The following is a 19949-nucleotide window of genomic DNA, read 5'->3' as shown; positions in this document are numbered from 1 at the left end:
GGACAGTCAAGGGACACGTCAAGACCTGTCCACTTCCGGACACGCCCGTCAGCCGTCTGCCCTACGACGTCGGTAGCCGAATCGGCACAATCCTCGCACCAGGCGTTGACAAGCACCGGGCGCGTGGCGTTCAATCCCGGTCACTATGACAACGTTGTCTCCTCTGGGCCGGGACCGGGACGGTAGCACGCGCACCGCGAGCAGGCGGGCCACGATGAGCGACGTGGCCCGGCTGGCGGGCGTGAGCATCAAGACCGTCTCGCGCGTGGTCAACGACGAACCGGCGGTGCACCCCGACACCGCCGAGCGGGTCATGGCCGCCATCGAGCAGCTGGGGTTCCGGCGCAACCTGGGCGCGCGGAACCTGCGCCGCGGGTCGACGACCGGCACCATCGGGCTGATCGTCGAAGACGTCGGCAACCCCTTCTACTCCGAGCTGAACCGCGCGGTCGAGCGCATCGCGACGTCGTTCGGCCGCCAGGTGCTCACCGGCTCGTCGGAGGAGAACTCCGACCGCGAGCGCGAGCTCGTCCTGGAGTTCTGCGCGCGGCGGGTGGACGGCATCCTCGTCGTCCCGGCCGGCCTGCAGCACGGCTACCTGGTGCCGGAGATGCGCGCGGGCACACCGGTGGTGTTCATCGACCGCCCGGCGGGCGACATCGTGGCCGACACCGTGCTGGTCGACAACCTCGGCGGCACCATCGAGGCCGTCACGCACCTGGCGCGGCACGGGCACCGGCGGATCGCCTTCCTCGGCGACAGCCCGGACATCTTCACCGCGGCCGAGCGCCTACGCGGGTTCCGCGAGGGCTGCGTGCGCAACGGGATCTCCTACGACGAGGCGCTGGTCTCGATGGGGACGCCGACGCCGGACTCGGTCGGCAACGCCGTCAAGCGGCTGCTCGACGGCCCGGACGCGGCCACCGCGGTGATCGCCGGCAACAACCGGGTCGCCGTGCACGTGCTGCGCGCCCTCGCCCACGCCGAGCGCCGCCCGGCGATGGTCGGGTTCGACGACTTCGAGCTGGCGGACCTGCTGGACCCCCCGGTCACCGTGGTCGCGCACGACGTCAGCGCACTGGGCCACGCCGCGGCCGAACTGCTCTTCGCCCGCGTCCAAGGAGACCAGTCCCCGCCCAGAAAGGTAGTCCTGCCCGTGCATCTCGTCGCCCGTGGTTCCGGTGAGGTCGCCCCGTGACCCTCGAACCGATCCGGCTCCCCGCCAACCAGCCGCCGCAGTTCTACCGCGGCGGCGACGCCATCGCACGCCTGCGGGGCGCCTCGCCGGACAAGAAGTTCGGCCCGGAGGACTGGGTCGCCTCGGCGACCACGATGTTCGGCCAGGAGACCAACGGCCTCACCCGCCTCCCGGACGGCGCCTGGCTGCGTGACGCCGTCGTGGCGAACCCGAACGGCTGGCTCGGCGCGAAGCACGTCGAGGCGCTCGGGACGTCGACCGGGCTGCTGGTGAAGCTGCTCGACGCGGGCCAGCGGCTGCCCGTGCACTTCCACCCGGACGACACCTTCGCGAAGCAGCACTTCGACTCCCACTTCGGCAAGACCGAGGCGTGGATCGTGGTCGGCACCCACGGCGACGACCCGCGCGTCTACCCCGGTTTCAAGGAGACGCTGCCGAAGGCGACGGTGGCCGAGTGGACGCGGGAGCAGGACGTCCCGTCGATGCTGGGCGCGCTGAACAGCATCCCGGTGTCCGCGGGCGACACCGTCTACATCCCGGCCGGCCTGCCGCACGCGATCGGCGAGGGCGTGTTCGTCGTCGAGCTGCAGCAGCCGACCGACTTCTCGCTCACCATCGAGTGGCGCGACTTCCTCGCGTCGCCGGAGAAGGGCCACCTCGGCCTCGGTTTCGACACCGCCATCGAGGCGCTGGACACGTCGGGCTGGGACGCCGAACGGCTCGGCACGATCATCAAGCGCACCGCGGGCGACCGCGCGTCCACCGTGGAGCTGCTGGCCGGCGGCTCGGAGCGGTTCTTCCGAGCCGAACAGCTGCGCACCGACGAGTTGACAACGTTGTCACTCGATCCGTCCTTCGCGGTCCTGGTCGCTCTGGACGGCGAAGGCACTCTGCGGACCGAGCACGGCGGCGAGCACGCGCTGGCGAAGGGCGACACCTACGTCGTCCCGTTCGACGCCGGCCAGACCGAGCTGTCCGGCACGGCGACGGTGATCCGCTGCCGCCCGCCGGCGCCGGAAGAGAGGCACGGATGAGCGAAATCCTCCTGGACGCGGTCGACCTGACCAAGCACTACGGGTCCGTCGAAGCCCTGCGCGGCGCGGCGTTCCAGGCGCGCGCGGGCGAGGTGACGGCGCTGATCGGCGACAACGGCGCCGGCAAGTCGACGCTGGTCAAGTGCCTCTCCGGCGCCGAGCAGCCGACGTCGGGCCGGATCCTGCTGGACGGCCAGGAGGTCCACTTCGACTCCCCCACCACGGCCCGGCGAATGGGCATCGAGACCGTCTACCAGGACCTGGCCGTGGCGCCCGAGCTCGACCCGGCGGCCAACCTGTTCCTCGGCCGCGAGATCCACCGCAAGGGCATCCTCGGCAAGCTCGGGATGCTGGACAAGAACGAGATGCGACGGCAGGCGATCGAGGAGTTCCAGCGCCTCGGCGTGACGCTGCAGAGCACCGACGTCCCGATCGGCTCGCTGTCCGGCGGGCAGCGGCAGAGCGTCGCCGTCGCCCGCTCGGTCGTGTGGGCGTCGAAGGTCGTGTTCATGGACGAACCGACCGCGGCGCTGGGCGTCGTCCAGCGCGAGCGCGTGCTCGACGTCATCAAGAAGGTGCGCGACAAGGGCATCGCCGTCGTGCTGATCAGCCACAACATGCCGGAGGTGCTGTCGGTCGCCGACCGCGTCGAGGTGCTGCGGCTCGGCAAGCGCGTCGCCCGGTTCACCGGATCGGACACCAAGCTCGAAGACCTCGTCGCCGCGATGACCGGCGCCCTCGTGCAGGAGGAAGCGGCATGAGCGTGTCCACTCCCTCGAAAGAAATCCAGGAGTCACCCGAGGCCGGCTTCGGCAAGCGACCGCTGGGCAAGCGCCTGGTCGGCGCCAACACGTTCTGGATCGCCCTGGTCCTGGTCGCGCTGATCGTGGTGTTCAGCGCGATCGCGCCCGGCGAGTTCCCGACGCTGTTCACCTTCCAGACGCTGCTCATCGAGACGGCCGTGCTGCTGGTGCTGTCGGTCGGGATGACGTTCGTCATCATCACCTCCGGCATCGACCTGTCCGTCGGCTCGGTGCTGATCTTCGCCGGCATGGTCGCCGGCAAGGTGATGGAGGCGATGTCCGGTGGCAACGCCTCCGGTGCGGGCTGGGGCGTGATCACCGTCGGCCTGCTCGCCGCGGTCGTCGCCGGCACCGCCTGGGGCCTGGTCAACGGGTTCCTCATCGCGGTGGCGGGGATCCCGCCGCTGATCGTCACGCTCGGCACCATGGGTGCCGCCCTCGGCGCGGCCTACCTGCTCAACAACGGGTCGGACGTGCGGAGCGTGCCGGTGGTGCTCAACCAGACCCTCGGCTACGGCACCTCGTTCGGCGTCGTGCCGAACCTGGTCATCGTCGCCGTGGTGATCACCGTGATCGGCGCCTGGCTGCTGCACACGACGAAGTTCGGCCGGTACACCTTCGCGGTCGGGTCCAACGCCGAGGGCGCGCGGCGCGCCGGCATCGGCGTCACCCGGCACCTGCTGAAGGTGTACACGCTGACGGGATTCCTGGCCGGCATCGCCGGGTTCCTCTCGCTGGCGTACTACGCGTCGACCACGATCTCGGCGCACACCACCGACAACCTCAACGCCATCGCCGCGGTCGTGATGGGCGGGACGAGCCTGTTCGGCGGCGTCGGCTCGGTGCTGGGCACGGTGATCGGCGTGTTCATCCCGGCCGTGCTCAAGAAGGGCTTCAACATCACCCACGTCCAGGACTTCTGGCAGATGATCGCCGTCGGCGCGGTCCTCATCGCCGCCGTCTGGTTCGACCAGCGACGCCGCCGCCGTCGCAACTCCCGCTGAGTTCCCCACAAATACGGTTCCCCCAAGTACAACGAGGTGCTTATGAAGCTGACCAAGACTCTCACCGCCATGGGTGCCGTGGTCTCCGCGGCGGCGCTGCTGACCGCGTGCGGCTCCGGCACGGTCGGGCAGACCGGGTCCGGCGACCAGGCCCAGTCCGGGAACAAGAAGCTGGCGCTCATCCCGGGCGTGCAGGCCGAGCCGTTCTACATCTCGCTGCAGTGCGGCGCGCAGGCCGAAGCGAAGAAGCTCGGCTACGAACTGACCACGCAGGCGCCGCAGAAGTTCGACGCGGCGATGCAGACCCAGCTCGTCAACGCGCTCGGCTCGAACCCGCCGGCCGCGCTGCTCATCGCCCCGACCGACGACACGGCGATGCTCGCGCCGATCCAGCAGGTGAAGAACCGCGGCGCGAAGATCGTCGAGGTCGACACCTCGCTGAAGGACACCGGCGTGGCCGTGTCGTCCGTGTCCTCCGACAACGCCGCCGGCGGCAAGCTCGCCGCGCAGACGATGGCGAAGCTCGCGAACGGCAAGAGCGGCTCGGTCCTGGTGCTCGACACGATCGCCGGCACCTCGACCACGGCCGCCCGCGCCAAGGGCTTCGAGGACGAGCTGAAGAACACCCCGAACCTGAAGTCGATCGGCGTCCAGTTCACCCAGAACGAGCCCGACCAGGCGGCGTCCAAGGTGACCGCGGCCCTGTCGTCGACGCCGGACCTCATCGGCGTCTTCGCGACCAACCTCAACACCGGCGAGGGCGCGGCGACCGGCCTGCGCAACGCGGGCAAGGTCGGCGCGGTCAACCTGATCGGCTTCGACGCCAGCCCGTCCGAGGTCGAGGGCCTCAAGAACGGCCAGTACCAGGCCCTGATCGCGCAGGACCCGGCCTCGATCGGCACCCAGGGCGTCCAGCAGGCGGTCGCGGCCATCGAGGGCAAGCCGGTGACGCGGAACCTCACCGCGGAGCTGCACTCGATCACCAAGGCGGACATGGACGCCAACTCTCAGTACTTCTACAAGCAGTCCTGCTGATCTGTGTCATTCCGGGGCTTCGCCCCGGGCCGGGGGCTCCGCCACCCGGAACCCCCGAAAGCCGGGTCCGTCAGAGTCCTGCGGGTGGTATACGCCATCCGCAGGGCTTTGACCAGCGGTGTTCACCGCCGGTGATCGGCCACTGCCGGTCACCGCGGTGGGGGAACCGCTCACCGCACCACCCGTTTCGCGGACGGGTGGTCCGCGTCACACTCATTTGCACATGCATTTGCACTACCAGATGCATGATCGCAGGGAGGGTGCGATGAACTACGAGCGGCCGGCCATGCACCGGACGATCTTCGCCGTGGACGTCGAGGGCTACGGCGACCAGCGCAGGACCACACCACACCGCCTGGCGTTGCGCGACGGGCTGTACCGCGCGCTCCGCCGGGCGTTCGACGACGCCGGCGTCCCTTGGGGCGACTGCCGTCGCGAGGACTGCGGCGACGGGGTGTTCGTCCTCGTCCCGGCGGAGGTGCCGAAGGGACCCTTCGTGGAGTTCCTGCCCGCCGCGCTCGCCGTGGCGCTGCACCGGCACAACCGCACGCACGACCCCGGGGCCCGGATCCGGCTCCGGATGGCGCTGCACGCGGGCGAGATCGCCTACGACGACCACGGCGTCACCGCGCCGGCGATCAACCAGACGTTCCGGCTGCTGGAGGCGCCGCCGCTGAAGGACGCGCTCAAGTCCTCGCGCGGGGTGCTGGCGCTGATCACGTCGGCGTGGTTCTTCGACGAGGTGGTCCGGCACAGCGAAGGCCTCGACCCGACGACGTTCCGGCCGGTCCCGGTGGCTGTCAAGGAAACTCGCACGACCGGGTGGATCTCGTTGCCGGACCGGCCCTACCCCGCGAACGCGAGCCTGCTGGGCGACGTCACGTCGATCGACGCCTACCGGACCTGGCGCCGCTTCCGCCGCCACGCCCAGGTGCTGGCCGACCGCGACGGGCCCGCGTAGCCGTAGGATCTACTGCCCTGGACACCGTCGCCCGAGGGGAGGGCCCGATGACCGTGCACCTGCGCCCGGCGTCCCGCGCCGACCCGCTGCCGGTGCTCGCCGCCGCCCGCCGGATCACCGACGACCTGCGCGACGGCCTGGCCGGAACGCCGGCCCGCCGCGCGGCGCACCGCCTGCGGCGGCTCTTCGGCTTCCCTGGCCTCGGCCTCACCGACCTGTCCGGCTCGCTGCTGTGGTCGGGGCGGCCGGGGCCGGACGCGGTCGTCGCGCAGGTGCTCGACGGCGTGCTGCACAGCGAGGAACCCGGCTCGGCCCCCGACGTGTTGGTGCTGCCGCTGCACGTCCGCGACGAGCTCGCCGGGGCGCTGCTGGTCGTCGGGGACGTCCGGGACGCGGCCGCGGCCCAGGCCGCCGACCTCGTCGTGCAGGCGCTCGAGCGCGGGCGGCTGGAGGCGTCGGCGGAACAGGCCGCCCAGGCCGAACTGCGGGCGCTGCGGGCGGAGATGTCACCGCACTTCGTCTACAACGCCCTCACGGTCATCGCGTCGCTGGTGCGCTCGGACCCCGACCGCGCCCGCGACCTCATGCTCGACTTCGCCGACTACACCCGCTACAGCCTGGCTCGCCACGGCGAGTACACCGTGGTCGCCGAAGAGTTCCGCGCGATCGAGACGTACCTGGCGCTGCAGAAGGCGGTGCTCGGGGAACGGCTGCGCGTCCAGGTGCGGGTCGCGCCGGAGATCCTCGCCGTCGCGGTGCCGTACCTGGTGCTGGAACCGTTGGTCGAGAACGCGATCCGGCACGGCATCGAGCCGCGGTCGGGCACCGGGCAGGTCCAGGTGCACGGCCAGGCGGAAGGGAACGACTGCGTGATCTTCGTCGAGGACGACGGCGTCGGCATGGACCCGGAACGGGCGGCGGACATCCTGGCCGGGCGCACCGGCGAGGACGACCCGGCCGGGCTCGGTCTGGCCAATGTGGACAGACGGCTGCGGGACGTCTACGGCGCCTGGTACGGCCTCACCGTGGAAACCGAGGTCGGCGCCGGCACCCGGGTGATCGTGCGGGTGCCGCGGTTCCAGCCGGGGGTGCTGCCGTGACGGGGCTTCGCGTGCTGGCGGTCGACGACCTGCCGCCCGCGCTGGACGAGCTCTGCCGCATGCTGCGCGAAGCGCCCGAAGTCGGCGAAGTCGTCGGGGCGGCTGACGCGCTGAAGGCGTTGAAGCTGCTTCAGGCGGATCGCTTCGACGCGGTGTTCCTCGACATCTCCATGCCCGGCCTCGACGGGCTCGAACTGGCGTCCCTGCTGGCGAAGCTGAGCGAGCCGCCGGTGATCGTGTTCGTCACGGCGCACGACGGGCACGCGGTCGCGGCGTACGGCATCGGCGCCGTCGACTACCTGCTCAAGCCGGTCCGTACCGAACGGCTGGCCGCGGCGCTGGCGAAGGTGCTCAAGATGGCGACCCCGGCGTCCCGGCCGACCCCGGACGCGATGGCGGCACTGCCGGTCGAGTCGGGCGGGCGGACCCGGTACGTCCGCCGCGACGACGTCCTGTTCGTGGAGGCCCACGGCGACTACGTCCGCCTGCACACGCGCGGCGGGGTCCACCTGGTGCGGATGCCGATCTCGCGGCTCGAGGAGTACTGGGAGGGCACCGGGTTCAGCCGGGTGCACCGGGGTTTCCTGCTGGCCGTGGGTGCGGTGCTGGAGCTGCGCAGCGACACGGCGGGCGGCCTGCTGGCCCACACCGAAGCGGGGGACGTCCCGGTCAGCCGCCGCCACGCCCGTGACCTGCGCGACCGGCTGCTGGAAGCCGCGCAGCGCGGCCAGCTCGGCTCGGGTTCGCGATGAGCAGGATCCGCCGGGTCGCCGTGACCAGCCCGCAGACCCGGCTCGCCCACGCCCGCCGCCGGTCGCGCGGCCGCTGGCGCCAGCCGCGGCTGCCCGCGGCCGACACCCAGCGGGCCACCGCTCTCTACGCCGCCCAGCGCCGTCGCGGGATTCCCGCGCTGGTGCTCATGTTCGCGTTGCTGCTCGGCCTCCCCGGCGTCTTCGCGCTCTTCCCCGCCCTGGACACCGTGCGCCTGCTGGGCATCCCGCTGTCCTGGCTGCTGCTCGCCGTCTTCCCCTACCCCGCGATGGCGCTGCTGGCCCGCTGGCAGCTGCGCCGCGCCGAGCGCATCGAGGACGAGTAGTGGGCGTCGCCCTCGCCGTCGCACCGGTCGTGCTCGTGACGCTGCTGATCGGCGTCCGCGGGGTTGCCGCGATGCGCACGACGTCGGACTTCCTCGTGGCGTCCCGCCGGATCTCGCCGCTGGTGAACTCGGCCGCCGTCTCGGGCGAATACCTCTCGGCGGCGTCGTTCCTCGGCATCGCCGGGCTCGTCGTCAAGGACGGGATCGGGGCGCTGTGGTACCCGGTCGGGTTCACCGCGGGCTACATCGCGATGCTGGTGCTCGTCGCCGCGCCGATGCGGCGCTCGGGTGCGCTGACCGTCCCCGACTTCGCCGAAGCCCGGCTCAACTCCCCCGCGCTGCGCCGCCTGGCCGCGGTCGTCGTGCTGGTGATCGGCACGATCTACGTCGTCCCCCAGTTCCGTACCGCCGGCCTGGTGCTCGCCGCGGTCGGCGGCACGCAGTACTGGGTCGGTGTGGTGCTGGCCGGCGCCGCGGTCAGCGTCACCCTGGCACTGGGCGGCATGCGCGCGGCGACGTACGTGCAGGCGTTCCAGTTCGTCCTCAAGCTGCTGCTGTTCCTCATCCCGGCGATCTGGCTGACGCTGCAGGCGGGCGCGGTCAACCGGACCGACGCGCTCAACCCCGTCGAGTTCACCCACTTCGCCCGCGAGACGCCGGTGCGGTTCGAGGTCGACGTGACCATGGAGATCCGCGAGCCGACACCGGTGCGGCGCAACGGCGTCGTCGAAACGCTGCCGCCGGGCGAGTTCACCGCGCACAGCCAGGACGAGGTCGTGTTCGGCACGGGCGCGGCCGTCCCCGCGGTCCGCGGCGGCGCCGCGCTGGGCGGCCCGGACTGGCGGCGCCCGCTGCTCGACCTCGGCGACCAGGGCTACCCGCTGCTCGGCACCTGGGCCGTGCTCATCGCGACCATGCTCGGCACGATGGGCCTGCCGCACGTGCTGATGCGCTTCCACACCAGCCCGGACGGCCGCGCCGCGCGCCGCACCGCCGCGATCACGGTCGCGCTGCTCGGCGTGTTCTACCTCTTCCCCGGCATCTACGGCGTCCTGGGCCGCGTTCTCGTCCCGGGGCTGTACCTTTCCGGCGCCACCGACACCGTGGTCGTCGCCCTGCCGTACCAAGTGGACAGTGGCTGGGCGGGTGGCCTGTTCACGGCGCTGCTGACCGCGGGCGCGTTCGCCGCGTTCCTGGCGACGTCGCTCGGCCTGCTGCTGGTGATGTCCGGGGCGCTCGCGCACGACCTCGTCCCCGGCGGCCTGCGGCGGCTGCGGATCGCGGTGTTCGGCGTCGCCGGGGCGATGGTGCTGCTGGCGCTGCGCTCGGCCGAGCTCGACGCCGGCGTCCTGGTCACCTGGGGGTTCACGGTGGCCGCGTCGACGTTCTGCCCGCTGCTGGTGCTCGGCATCTGGTGGCCGCGGCTGACTGCGAACGGCGGGATCGCCGGCGTGCTGGCCGGGCTGGTGGCCTCGTCCGGCTCGATCCTGTTCGCGCTGGCCGGGCCGCCGCTGCACGGCTGGGTGGCCATCCTGGTCCAGCAACCGGCACCCTGGTCGGTACCCTTGGCGTTCGGCGTAATGGCGCTGGTCTCCCTGCGGGGCAGGCCCCCCGGCTGGTCGACGGCGGCCATGCTCCGCCTCCACCTGGACGAACCCCGTTCGACCGGACCGCGCGACCGTTCGTCAACCGTTCGTCGTCTGACCCGGCTGTTGAACCGCTGAATCTTCACGCGAGACTCACACGTCCCTACGGTGTCCCAGGTCACTTTCCGCAGCGTCGCAGGGAGCAGCGATGAGCACGACCGACACCGGCGGGCCCCCCGAAACTTCGGACACCCTCTGGGAGAAGGCGCACGAAAGCACCGAGTTCCGGGAGCTGCGCAGCCGCCTGCGCCGGTTCGTCTTCCCCATGACGGCGGTGTTCCTCCTCTGGTACCTGCTGTACGTGCTCCTCGCGGACTACGCGCACGGCTTCATGAGCACGAAGGTGTTCGGCAACATCAACGTCGGCCTGATCTTCGGCCTGCTGCAGTTCGTCTCGACGTTCGTGATCACCGGCCTCTACGTCCGGTACGCGAACCGGAAGCTGGACCCGGTGGCCGAGAAGATCCGTGAAGACATCGAAAAGGGCACTGCGAAGGAGCACGAATGAATGCCACCCTCGCCGCGAGCGTTGAGGGCAGCAACCCGCTCCTCAACATCGGCATCTTCGCTCTGTTCGTGGTCATCACCCTGGTGATCGTGTTCCGGGCCAGCCGCAACACGAAGACGGCGTCGGACTACTACGCCGCCGGCCGCGCGTTCACCGGCCCGCAGAACGGCATCGCCATCTCGGGTGACTACCTGTCGGCGGCGTCGTTCCTCGGCATCGCCGGCGCGATCGCGATCAACGGCTACGACGGCTTCCTCTACTCCATCGGCTTCCTGGTGGCGTGGCTCGTCGCGCTGCTGCTGGTCGCGGAACTGCTGCGCAACACCGGCAAGTTCACCATGGGCGACGTGCTGGCCTTCCGGATGAAGCAGCGTCCGGTGCGGGCCGCGGCCGCGACGTCGACGCTGGCCGTGTCGTTCTTCTACCTGCTGGCGCAGATGGCGGGCGCCGGTGGCCTGGTGGCGCTGCTGCTCGGCGTCGAAGGCAGCGGCGCGCAGGCGCTGGTCATCGCCGTGGTCGGCGTCATCATGATCGCCTACGTGCTGATCGGCGGCATGAAGGGCACCACCTGGGTGCAGATCATCAAGGCGGGGCTGCTCATCGTCGGCGCGCTCGTGATCACCCTGTGGGTGCTCGGCAAGTACGGCTTCAACTTCTCGCAGCTGCTGCAGGCCGCCGTCGACAAGGCGGGCAAGGCCGGGCAGACGCTGCTCGGCCCGGGCAAGCAGTACGGCGCCACCGGCACGTCGAAGCTGGACTTCCTGTCCCTCGGCATCGCGCTGGTGCTGGGCACGGCCGGCCTGCCGCACGTGCTGATGCGCTTCTACACCGTCCCGACGGCCCGCGACGCCCGTCGTTCGGTGGTCTGGGCGATCGTGCTGATCGGCGTGTTCTACCTGTTCACGCTGGTGCTGGGCTACGGCGCCGGTGCACTGGTCGGGCCGGACGCGATCAAGAAGGCGCCGGGCGGCGTGAACTCGGCGGCCCCGCTGCTGGCGCTGGAGCTGGGCGGGCCGGTGCTGCTGGGCCTGATCTCCGCGGTCGCCTTCGCGACGATCCTCGCGGTCGTCGCCGGCCTGACGATCACGGCGTCGGCGTCCTTCGCCCACGACGTCTACGCGAACGTCGTCAAGCGCGGCAAGACGTCGCCGGACTCGGAGGTCAAGGTCGCCCGGATCACCGCGGTGGTGATCGGCGCCCTCGCCATCGGCGGCGGCATCCTGGCCAACGGGCAGAACGTGGCCTTCCTGGTGGCGCTGGCCTTCGCGGTCGCGGCATCGGCGAACCTGCCGACGATCCTCTACTCGCTGTTCTGGAAGCGGTTCAACACCCAGGGCGCGCTGTGGTCGATCTACGGCGGCCTGGCCATCACCATCGTGCTGATCATCTTCTCGCCGGCGGTGTCGGGCAAGCCGACGTCGATGATCAAGACCGCCGACTTCGCCTGGTTCCCGCTGAGCAACCCGGGCATCGTCTCGATCCCGGCCGCGTTCATCCTCGGCTGGCTGGGCACGGTTCTGTCCAAGGAGCACGACGAGAAGAAGTACGCCGAGATGGAGGTCCGCTCCCTGACCGGTGCGGGCGCCGAGAAGGCCGTCGTCCACTAGGTTTCACCGACACCGAAGGCCGTCGCGAGGGTGTTCCCGATCCCCTCGCGGCGGCCTTCGGCCATTCTTCAATACGGCAGCTTGCCCTCGGCAACGCTCTTGAGCGTGCTTTCCAGCTGCTTGCGGAGGTGCTGCCAGAGCCCGCCGCCCAGCGAAATCCTCGCCACCCCCAGATCGGCGAGGCTCTCCAGGCCCGGGCCGCCCGGCCAGGCGGCCGTGTTGACCGCGCCGCCGGTCTCCCGCACGAACTCCGCGATCAGCTCCGGCGTCCGCAGGTGGATCGGGTAGACGCAGTCGGCGCCCGCTTCGAGGTACGCCTTGGCCCTGGCGACACCGGCTTCGAGCGCCTCCTGCGGGTCCACGCCGCGGAAGGAGTCGACGCGGGCGTTGATCACCAGGCCGTCACCCGCCGCCTCGCGCAGCGCGGCGATCCGGGCCGCCTGCGCCTCGACCGGCCGCACGTCACCGGTGGCGTGGTCGGTGTCCTCGAAGTTGCAGCCGACAGCACCGGCGTCGAGCAGCCGGGCCGCCAGTTCGGCGCCGGAGAGGCCGTAGCCCGACTCGGCGTCGACGGTGACCGGGACGCCGACCGCCTTGGCGATCCGCGCGGCGGCGGCGAACATCTCGGCCGCGGGGGCCTGCTCGCCGTCGGCGAACCCGAGCGCGGCCGCCACCGCGACCGAGCTGGTCGCGACGGCGGGGAACCCGGCGGCCTCGACGAGCTTCGCGGTGTCGGCGTCCCAGACGTTCGCGAGCACCAGGGGCTTGCCGGGGACGTGCAGCGCCCGGAGCGCGGCGGCGCTCACGCGTCCCGCTTCGGCAGCGGCGTGTGGCTGGTGATGGTCATCCGGTTCCAGCTGTTGATGGCGATGACCTCCCACGCGACCGCGCGGTACTGGTCCTCGGTGAAGACCTTCGCGGCCTGCTCGTAGACGTCGTCCGGAACGGTCTGCGTCGCGGAGAGCTTGGTCATCGCTTCGGTGAGGGCGAGGGCGGCCTGCTCCTGCTCGGTGAACAGGTCGGTCTCGCGCCAGCCGTCGAGCACGAACAGCCGCCGCGGCGACTCGCCCAGCTCGAGCGCGTCGCGGGAGTGCATGTCGAGGCAGTACGCGCAGCCGTTGAGCTGCGACGCGCGGGTCTTCACCAGTTCCAGCAGCTTGGGGTCGAGCCCCGCGTTGGCGCCGGCCTTGTTCACCTCGGCCTGCAGGTTCGCCATCGCCTGGTAGAGCTCGGGAGCGCCCCCGAGCGCGATTCGCTTGGTCATGGCGTCCACGCTAGTGCGAACTGGTCCACGGGTATGGTCCAGTCGCATGACGGATTCGTGGTCCAGTTCCGGGCTCGACGTGCACCTCGGCTGGCAGCCCGCGTCCGGCCGCGCCGGGCTCGCGGCGGCGATCCGCGCGGCCATCCGGGACGGCCGGTGGCAGGCGGGCGCGGCGGTGCCCTCGACCCGCGCGCTGGCCCACGACCTCGGCGTCGCCCGCGGCACGGTCACCCGCGTGTACGCCGATCTGGCCGCCGAGGGGTACCTGCGCACGGCACAGGGCGCGCCGACCCGGGTGGCGACCGCGGGTTCGCTCCCCCAGTCCGCGCCGCGGCAGGCCCCGCGCGACCCGGCGCCGCGGTGGGACCTGCGGCCGGGCCGTCCGGACCTGACGGCCTTCCCGCGGCAGGCGTGGCTGACCGCGACCCGCCGGGCCCTGCTGCGGACGCCGGCGTCGGCGTTCGGGTACGAGTCGGAGCTGGGCGCGCCGGAGCTGCGGGACACCCTCGCCGGCTACCTCGCGCGGGCGCGCGGGGTGGTCGCCGACCCGGCGCGGATCGTGGTGTGCCACGGGTATTCGCACGCCATCGCGGTGGTGTCGCGGGCGCTGTTCTCGTTGGGTACGAGGGAAATGGCGTTCGAGAACCCGTCGCTGGGGATGTACCGGTCGATCGCGGCGGCGCAGGGCCCGCGGATCGTCGGGGTGGACGTCGACGGCCACGGCCTCGACGTGTCCGCTTTGGACAGTCCGGCGGTGGTCGTCACCCCGGCGCACCAGTACCCGACCGGCGTCACGCTCGCGCCGCCCCGCCGGGCGGCGCTGACCCGCTGGGCGAGCGAATCCGGCGCGTTCGTGCTCGAGGACGACTACGACGGCGAGTTCCGCTTCGACCGCCAGCAGGTCGGGGCGTTGCAGGCGTTGGCGCCGGAGCGGGTGGTGTACGCGGGCACGGCCAGCAAGACGCTCGCCCCGGCCCTCCGCCTGGCCTGGCTGGTGCTGCCGCGGTCGCTGGTGGAGCCGGTCCGCGCAGCGATGGCCGAAAGCGGCTCGCGCCCGGCGTTGCTGAACCAGCTGGCACTGGCCGAGCTGATCGACTCGGGCGCGTACGACCGGCACGTCCGCCGCAGCCGCGCCGAGTACCGCTCCCGCCGCACCCGCCTCCTGGCCGCACTACCGGACTCGGTCCGCCCGCACGGCATCGCGGCCGGCCTGCACCTGCTCCTCATGCTGCCCCCGGACGGCCCTTCCGAGGCCACCGCCCTGGCGGCCTGCCGCCGCCGCGCAATCGGCATCGAAGGCCTGTCCGGCCACTGGATGACCCCCGACGGCCCCGGCGGCCTCATCGTCGGCTACGCGGCAACCCCATCCCACGCCTTCACCGGAGCAACCCAAAACCTGGTGGAAGCCCTAGCCGAAATAACCCCCTGACACCCCAACTCCCGCCCCCAAACACGCAACTCCCGCCCCCAGACACGCGAGTCCCGCCCCCAAACACGCGACTCCCGCCTCCAATCACGCCAACCGACCCTCCAGGCACGCGATCCGACCCTCCAGATGCGCGGTCCGACTCTCCCGGTACGCGAGTCGACCCTCCGATCACGCGAGTCGACCTCCCAATCACACGTGATACCCCTTCAATCACACGTGATGCCCCCTCAATCACGCATGAAGCCCGCCCAATCACGCGAGATACCCCGCCAAGCACAGGTGATGCCCGCGGGCCGCCCCACCGGAGCGGCCCGCGGCCACCGTCAGAACCAGCAGTCCGGCCGGACCCGGAGCAGTTCCGTCCGCAGCACCGGCGTCCCGTCGACCGGCGCCGGGTCCTCCGCGGTCGGCTGGATCCCGCCGGCCGCGACCTTGTCCAGCGTCTTCAGCCCTTCCGCACCGACCGTGCCGAACACCGTGTAGTTCGGCCGCAGCGCGGAATCGCCGTACACGACGAAGAACTGCGAACCATTCGTGTCCGGCCCCGCGTTGGCCATCGCGAGCAGCCCGCGCGCGTAGACCCGCCGGGCGCCGGTCGGGTCGGTCGGGGCCGGCGGCAGGTCGACCGGCAGCTCGTCCTTGTACTTGTAGCCCGGCCCGCCTTCCCCGGTCGCCGTCGGGTCACCGCACTGCAGCACCTTCAACGTCGGGTACGCGGTCAGCCGGTGGCACACCGTGTGGTCGTAGAACCGGTGCCGCGCCAGGTGCAGGAAGCTCTGCACGGTGCACGGCGCCTTCGCCCGGTCCAGCCGCAGCGGCAGCGCGCCCTGGCTGGTCGGCACGGCGACGTCGACCTTGCCGCGGTCCGGCGTGTGCCGCGGGTCGGGCGGCAGCGGGACCGGCCGCGCGGGCGGCTCGTCCGGGGTTTCGGTGTACTGGCAGGGCCCGTGCGTCGTCTTCGGCGGCGGGGCGTCGGCCGCCGCGGCGACGCCGTTCCCCGCCACGAACAACGCGCCCGCCGCCAGCGCGGTGAGAAGTGTCCTCTTCATGCTGCACGCCCTCCCAGTGATCGCCCGGTTCCGGAGCGCCCCGCAGTCTAGGGCCCGGCACCGACAGCCAGAACCGGCGAAAGTCGCCCCACGTCAGCCGGTCGGGTGAACCTCGGCGCCCGCACCCCGGAAATTGTCGGACCCCCGGCGCACGATGGTCGGCACACGGCAAACCCGCCGTCCACGAGGGGAGAGCACCATGGAGATCCGGCGGAGAACCGTTGCGCTGGCACGGTTTCTGCTGACGCGGCTCGCGTCCGCACTACCCGCGCAGGTCCGCGATCAGTTCCTCGGCGGCGGCGAACGGGTCCAGTTCCCGCGCCACGACCCGCTCGGCCACCCCGGCGAGCCGCCCTCCGCCGCGCAGGTCGACGAGCTCCGCCCGAAGCTGCCGGAGCGCGATGGCCTCGACCTCGTCCCGCGCCCGCGCCACCCGGCGCCGGGCCAGCTCGTCGTGCTCGGCCAGCCAGTCGTGGTGCGCGCCCAGCGCCCGGACGACGTCGTCGACGCCCTCCCCCTTCGCCGCGACGGTCCGCACGATCGGCTGGCGCCAGCTCGGCCCCCGGATCTCCCGGCGCGCCAGGGAAATCATCTGCTTGAGGTCGTGCACGGTGGCGTCGGCGCCGTCGCGGTCCGCCTTGTTCACGACGAAGACGTCGGCGATCTCCAGCACGCCGGCCTTCGCCGCCTGGATGCCGTCGCCCATGCCCGGGGCGAGCAGCACCACCGTGGTGTCGGCGAGTTTCACGACGTCCACTTCGGACTGCCCGACGCCGACGGTCTCGATCAGCACGACGTCGAACCCGGCCGCGTCCAGCACGCGCACCGCCTGCGGGGTCGCCCAGGAGAGCCCGCCGAGGTGCCCGCGGGTGGCCATCGAGCGGATGAACACCCCGGGGTCGGTGGCGTGCTCGGTCATCCGGATCCGGTCGCCGAGCAGCGCCCCGCCCGAAAACGGCGAAGACGGGTCGATGGCCAGCACGCCGACCCGCTTGCCCTCCGCGCGCAACGCGGTGAGCAGCGCCGAGGTCGATGTCGACTTGCCGACTCCCGGCGGTCCGGTGAGCCCGACGACCCGGGCCCGCCCGGTGTGCGGGGTCAGCGCCCGCGCGATCTCCGCGACGCGCGGGTGGGCGTCCTCGACGAGCGACAGCAGCCGCGCGACGGCACGGGGTTGGCCGTCCCGCGCGCGGCCGACGAGGTCGTCGAGGTCGAGTGGTCCGGCCACTTACGCCGACGGCACCCGCAGCAGGAGGGCGTCGCCCTGGCCGCCGCCACCGCACAGCGCGGCCGCGCCGAGCCCGCCGCCGCGGCGGCGCAGCTCGTGGATCAGGTGCACCGCGAGCCGGGCGCCGGAGGCGCCGATCGGGTGGCCGAGGGCGATGGCGCCGCCGTTGACGTTGACCTTCTCCGGGTCGAGGCCGAGCTTCTCGGTGGAGACGAGCCCGACGGCGGCGAAGGCCTCGTTGATTTCGACGAGGTCGAGCGCGTCGGCGGTCAGGTTCGCCTTCGCCAGGGCGGCGAGGATGGCGTTCGACGGCTGCTCGTGCAGGCTCGCGTCGGGCCCGGCGACGACACCGTGCGCGCCGATCTCGGCCAGCGGCGTGATCCCGAGCTCCTCGGCCTTGGCCTTGCTGGCCACGACGACCGCGGCGGCGCCGTCGGAGATCTGCGAGGCCGAGCCGGCGGTGATGGTGCCGTCGGAGGCGAAGGCCGGGCGCAGCTTGGCGAGGCCTTCGGCGGTCGTGTCGGCGCGGACGCCCTCGTCGGTGTCGAAGACGACCGGGTCGCCCTTGCGCTGCGGGATGGAGACCGGCGCGATCTCGTCGGCGAAGTAGCCGTTCTTGATCGCCTCGGCGGCGCGCTGGTGGGAGCGGGCGGAGAAGGCGTCCTGCTGCTCGCGGGTGACGCCGTAGCGGGCGTTGTACTTCTCCGTCGAGGCACCCATGGCGACCTGGTCGAAGGCGCAGAAGAGGCCGTCGTAGGCCATGTGGTCGACGAGCGTGGTGTCGCCGTACTTGAAGCCGGAGCGGGACTTGGGCAGCAGGTGCGGTGCCTGGGTCATCGACTCCTGGCCGCCGGCGACGACGAGGTCGAACTCGCCGGCACGGATGAGCTGGTCGGCGAGGGCGATGGCGTCGAGGCCGGAGAGGCAGACCTTGTTGATGGTCAGCGCGGGCACGCTCATCGGGATGCCCGCGGCGACGGCGGCCTGGCGGGCCGGGATCTGGCCGGCGCCGGCGGTGAGCACCTGGCCCATGATCGTGTACTGCACCGCGTCCGGGGAGACCCCGGCGCGTTCGAGGGCCGCCTTGATCGCGACCCCGCCCAGCTGGGCGCCCGTGAAGTCCTTGAGGGAGCCCAGCAGGCGCCCGATCGGCGTACGGGCGGCACCCAGGATCACGGAACCGGACACGGCGTCCTCCAAGCATCGGCGCATGGGCAGTTTTTCCGACCATACCCGGGAGCAGGGCTTCTTGATGGAGCCAGTGTGAGGCGGGGCACGCGACGAATCCGCCTCGTCGCGGCGCGCGGGCCCCCTATCCTGCCTCCATGGATGACGCCCTGCGGCCGTTCGTGACGGCCATCGACCACGTCGGCATCGCGGTCCCGGACCTGGACGCGGCCATCGAGTTCCACCGCGCGCACTTCGGACTGGAGGTCGCGCACGAGGAGGTGAACGAGGAGCAGGGAGTCCGCGAGGCGATGCTGCGCGCCCCGGGCACGGCGGGCACGGAGACGCAGATCCAGCTCCTGGCCCCGCTGCGCGAAGACTCGGCGATCGGCAAGTTCCTGGCCAAGAGCGGCCCGGGCCTGCAGCAGCTGGCGTACCGGGTGTCCGATGTGGACGCCGCGGCGGCGGCCCTGCGCGAGAAGGGCCTGCGCATGCTGTACGAGGAGGCGAAGAGGGGTACCTCGAACAGCCGGGTGAACTTCGTCCACCCGAAGGACGCGGGCGGCGTGCTCGTGGAACTGGTCGAGCCGGCCAAGGGCGCCACGGAGCACTGACTCGGCCCGGCACAAAGGATCGGGGCGCCGGCCGCACGCCCGTGACGCCGAACGGGCGCACGGCCGGCACGCCGACCCAGGCAAGGCCGGCGCCGATCCGGGCAAGGCCAGCACGCCGACCCGGGCAAGGCCGACGCGCCGACCCAGGCAGGGCCGGCGCGCCGATCCGGGCTAGGCCGGTGCGGCCTTCGACGCGAGCGCGTCCGCGATGAACGTCAGCTCGCCGTCGAACTCCGCCGGCAGGTCGTCCTCCGAGTGCCGGGCCGTCGCGTGCCGGTGGCTGACCGCGCGGGCCAGCAAGCCCGACGCCCGCTCGACGTCGGCCGTCGGCAAGCCGCCGCCCGTTGCCGCGACGATCACCGCGCGGACCTGGCGGACCAGCACCTGGAACCGCTCGTGCAGGGCGTCGCGGACCGCGTGGTGCGTGTCCGCCTCGCGCCACAGCAGGTGCGACAGGCCCAGCGACCTGCTGAACCGGTGGTCGAGCTCGCGGACCAACCGGCGCAGGCTGCCCGCCAGGTCGCCCGGCACGACGACCACCGCCGGCTCGATACGCTCGTCCGGCAAGCGCTCGACCAGGGCCGTCAGCAGGTCGGACTTGTGGCGGAAGTAGTAGTGCACCAGCCCCTTCGGCACCCCGGCGCGCTCCGCGATGCGCGAAGTCGGGGTGGCGTCGAAGCCGGACTCGGCGAAGAGCGCCTCGGCGGCGCAGAGAATGCGCTCCTTCGCCGAATCCTCGGTCATGCCCGTGCCTCCTGCGTCGTCAGTGCTGCCCGGCCGTGCGGTGCGCGGCGTTCGCGACCGGCATCGCCGCCGCACCGGCAATGACCACCAGCACCCCGGCGATCCAGGACGTCCAGGACGCGCCGTTGAACTCCGTGTACCCCATCACCCACGGCGCGATGAACAACAGCACGCCGAGCGCGATCTGGATGCCTTCGCCGTAGACCATGCCCGGCATCGCCAGCGAAACCAGGCCGTCGAGTGCGATCAGCGCGCCCAGGACGACCATCGTCCACATCGCGGTCGTGTCCGTGCTCAGCCAAAGGGGTGAAAGAGCGGCGACCACCCCGATGACGACCTCGGCCCAGTCGTGGGGCCGGGTCCACGCGCGCTTAGAGACTTCACTCATTCGTGCTCACCTCCGTCGGTGAAACTGCTGGTCGGGCGGTGTACCCACCATCGATGATCCGCTTGACTGGCCAG

General features: G+C 71.9%; 21 protein-coding genes. 14 read left to right on the top strand and 7 right to left on the bottom strand.

Features of this window, described 5'->3' with window-relative positions; all coding sequences use genetic code 11:
- The first annotated feature begins 214 nt into the window (after positions 1-214).
- The 12 genes from ABZX11_RS22720 to ABZX11_RS22665 all read left to right on the top strand — a co-directional run bounded on the left by ABZX11_RS22720 (position 215) and on the right by ABZX11_RS22665 (position 11992).
- On the top strand, positions 215-1198 hold the full coding sequence (locus tag ABZX11_RS22720) for a LacI family DNA-binding transcriptional regulator (RefSeq protein WP_176177904.1): 984 nt from the start codon (positions 215-217) through the stop codon (positions 1196-1198).
- The gene (locus ABZX11_RS22715; protein ID WP_354915939.1) at positions 1195-2232 is read left to right on the top strand and encodes a class I mannose-6-phosphate isomerase; all 1038 of its coding nucleotides are present in this window, start codon (positions 1195-1197) and stop codon (positions 2230-2232) included. The genes ABZX11_RS22720 and ABZX11_RS22715 overlap by 4 nt, the downstream gene beginning before the upstream one ends.
- Entirely contained in the window at positions 2229-2993 is a 765-nt protein-coding gene (locus ABZX11_RS22710) for an ATP-binding cassette domain-containing protein (RefSeq protein WP_354915936.1), read from the top strand. Before ABZX11_RS22715 ends, ABZX11_RS22710 begins: the two co-directional genes overlap by 4 nt.
- Positions 2990-4039, top strand: coding sequence for an ABC transporter permease (locus ABZX11_RS22705; RefSeq protein ID WP_176172479.1), 1050 nt, complete (start codon positions 2990-2992; stop codon positions 4037-4039). Before ABZX11_RS22710 ends, ABZX11_RS22705 begins: the two co-directional genes overlap by 4 nt.
- 42 nt (positions 4040-4081) lie before the next feature.
- A complete protein-coding gene (locus ABZX11_RS22700; RefSeq protein WP_176172480.1) occupies positions 4082-5074 on the top strand; it encodes an ABC transporter substrate-binding protein in 993 nt (330 codons plus the stop codon).
- Positions 5075-5339: 265 nt separating this feature from the next.
- Positions 5340-6035 (top strand): hypothetical protein, encoded by a 696-nt coding sequence (locus tag ABZX11_RS22695; protein ID WP_354915932.1) that lies wholly within the window; start codon positions 5340-5342, stop codon positions 6033-6035.
- A 47-nt stretch (positions 6036-6082) separates the two neighbouring features.
- The gene (locus ABZX11_RS22690) at positions 6083-7135 is read left to right on the top strand and encodes a histidine kinase (RefSeq protein ID WP_354915929.1); all 1053 of its coding nucleotides are present in this window, start codon (positions 6083-6085) and stop codon (positions 7133-7135) included.
- Positions 7132-7887, top strand: a complete 756-nt coding sequence (locus tag ABZX11_RS22685) for a LytTR family DNA-binding domain-containing protein (RefSeq protein ID WP_176172483.1) — start codon at positions 7132-7134, stop codon at positions 7885-7887. The genes ABZX11_RS22690 and ABZX11_RS22685 overlap by 4 nt, the downstream gene beginning before the upstream one ends.
- Complete coding sequence (locus ABZX11_RS22680; protein WP_354915926.1) at positions 7884-8231, top strand: hypothetical protein; 348 nt, start codon at positions 7884-7886, stop codon at positions 8229-8231. Before ABZX11_RS22685 ends, ABZX11_RS22680 begins: the two co-directional genes overlap by 4 nt.
- A complete protein-coding gene (locus ABZX11_RS22675; protein WP_176172485.1) occupies positions 8231-9955 on the top strand; it encodes a cation acetate symporter in 1725 nt (574 codons plus the stop codon). Before ABZX11_RS22680 ends, ABZX11_RS22675 begins: the two co-directional genes overlap by 1 nt.
- Positions 9956-10025: 70 nt before the next feature.
- The gene (locus ABZX11_RS22670; RefSeq protein ID WP_176172486.1) at positions 10026-10385 is read left to right on the top strand and encodes a DUF485 domain-containing protein; all 360 of its coding nucleotides are present in this window, start codon (positions 10026-10028) and stop codon (positions 10383-10385) included.
- Complete coding sequence (locus tag ABZX11_RS22665; RefSeq protein ID WP_176172487.1) at positions 10382-11992, top strand: cation acetate symporter; 1611 nt, start codon at positions 10382-10384, stop codon at positions 11990-11992. The genes ABZX11_RS22670 and ABZX11_RS22665 overlap by 4 nt, the downstream gene beginning before the upstream one ends.
- Before the next feature lie 68 nt (positions 11993-12060).
- On the opposite strand, the gene ABZX11_RS22660 is transcribed toward ABZX11_RS22665, so the two are convergent.
- Both ABZX11_RS22660 and ABZX11_RS22655 read right to left on the bottom strand, forming a co-directional pair.
- Positions 12061-12798 carry an isocitrate lyase/phosphoenolpyruvate mutase family protein gene (locus ABZX11_RS22660; RefSeq protein ID WP_354915921.1) on the bottom strand — a complete coding sequence of 246 codons (738 nt, stop codon included), beginning with the start codon at positions 12796-12798 and terminating at the stop codon, positions 12061-12063.
- Positions 12795-13256 (bottom strand): carboxymuconolactone decarboxylase family protein, encoded by a 462-nt coding sequence (locus ABZX11_RS22655; RefSeq protein ID WP_176172489.1) that lies wholly within the window; start codon positions 13254-13256, stop codon positions 12795-12797. The genes ABZX11_RS22660 and ABZX11_RS22655 overlap by 4 nt, the downstream gene beginning before the upstream one ends.
- Positions 13257-13302: 46 nt before the next feature.
- Between ABZX11_RS22655 and ABZX11_RS22650 the strand changes: the two genes are divergently transcribed.
- Positions 13303-14685 (top strand): PLP-dependent aminotransferase family protein, encoded by a 1383-nt coding sequence (locus ABZX11_RS22650; RefSeq protein WP_176172490.1) that lies wholly within the window; start codon positions 13303-13305, stop codon positions 14683-14685.
- Positions 14686-15008: 323 nt separating this feature from the next.
- On the opposite strand, the gene ABZX11_RS22645 is transcribed toward ABZX11_RS22650, so the two are convergent.
- The 3 genes from ABZX11_RS22645 to ABZX11_RS22635 all read right to left on the bottom strand — a co-directional run bounded on the left by ABZX11_RS22645 (position 15009) and on the right by ABZX11_RS22635 (position 18150).
- Positions 15009-15734, bottom strand: a complete 726-nt coding sequence (locus ABZX11_RS22645; RefSeq protein WP_176172491.1) for a peptidylprolyl isomerase — start codon at positions 15732-15734, stop codon at positions 15009-15011.
- Between the two features lie 262 nt (positions 15735-15996).
- On the bottom strand, positions 15997-16962 hold the full coding sequence (meaB, locus tag ABZX11_RS22640; protein ID WP_354915916.1) for a methylmalonyl Co-A mutase-associated GTPase MeaB: 966 nt from the start codon (positions 16960-16962) through the stop codon (positions 15997-15999).
- On the bottom strand, positions 16963-18150 hold the full coding sequence (locus tag ABZX11_RS22635; protein WP_176172493.1) for an acetyl-CoA C-acetyltransferase: 1188 nt from the start codon (positions 18148-18150) through the stop codon (positions 16963-16965).
- A gap of 137 nt (positions 18151-18287) precedes the next feature.
- On the opposite strand from ABZX11_RS22635, the gene mce reads away from it, so the two are divergent.
- Complete coding sequence (gene mce, locus ABZX11_RS22630; RefSeq protein WP_176172494.1) at positions 18288-18743, top strand: methylmalonyl-CoA epimerase; 456 nt, start codon at positions 18288-18290, stop codon at positions 18741-18743.
- Between the two features lie 171 nt (positions 18744-18914).
- Here the strand turns inward: mce and ABZX11_RS22625 are convergent, their stop codons facing one another.
- Complete coding sequence (locus ABZX11_RS22625) at positions 18915-19487, bottom strand: TetR/AcrR family transcriptional regulator (protein ID WP_354915912.1); 573 nt, start codon at positions 19485-19487, stop codon at positions 18915-18917.
- A 19-nt stretch (positions 19488-19506) separates the two neighbouring features.
- Positions 19507-19875: an SPW repeat protein gene (locus tag ABZX11_RS22620; protein WP_354915909.1), complete on the bottom strand. Its 369-nt coding sequence runs from the start codon at positions 19873-19875 to the stop codon at positions 19507-19509.
- Positions 19876-19949 lie beyond the last annotated feature (74 nt).

The organism is Amycolatopsis sp. NPDC004169, assembly GCF_040610315.1.
Taxonomy (GTDB): domain Bacteria; phylum Actinomycetota; class Actinomycetes; order Mycobacteriales; family Pseudonocardiaceae; genus Amycolatopsis.
Note: the sequence above shows the minus strand (reverse complement) of the source record. Positions and strands in the feature narration are given on the sequence as shown.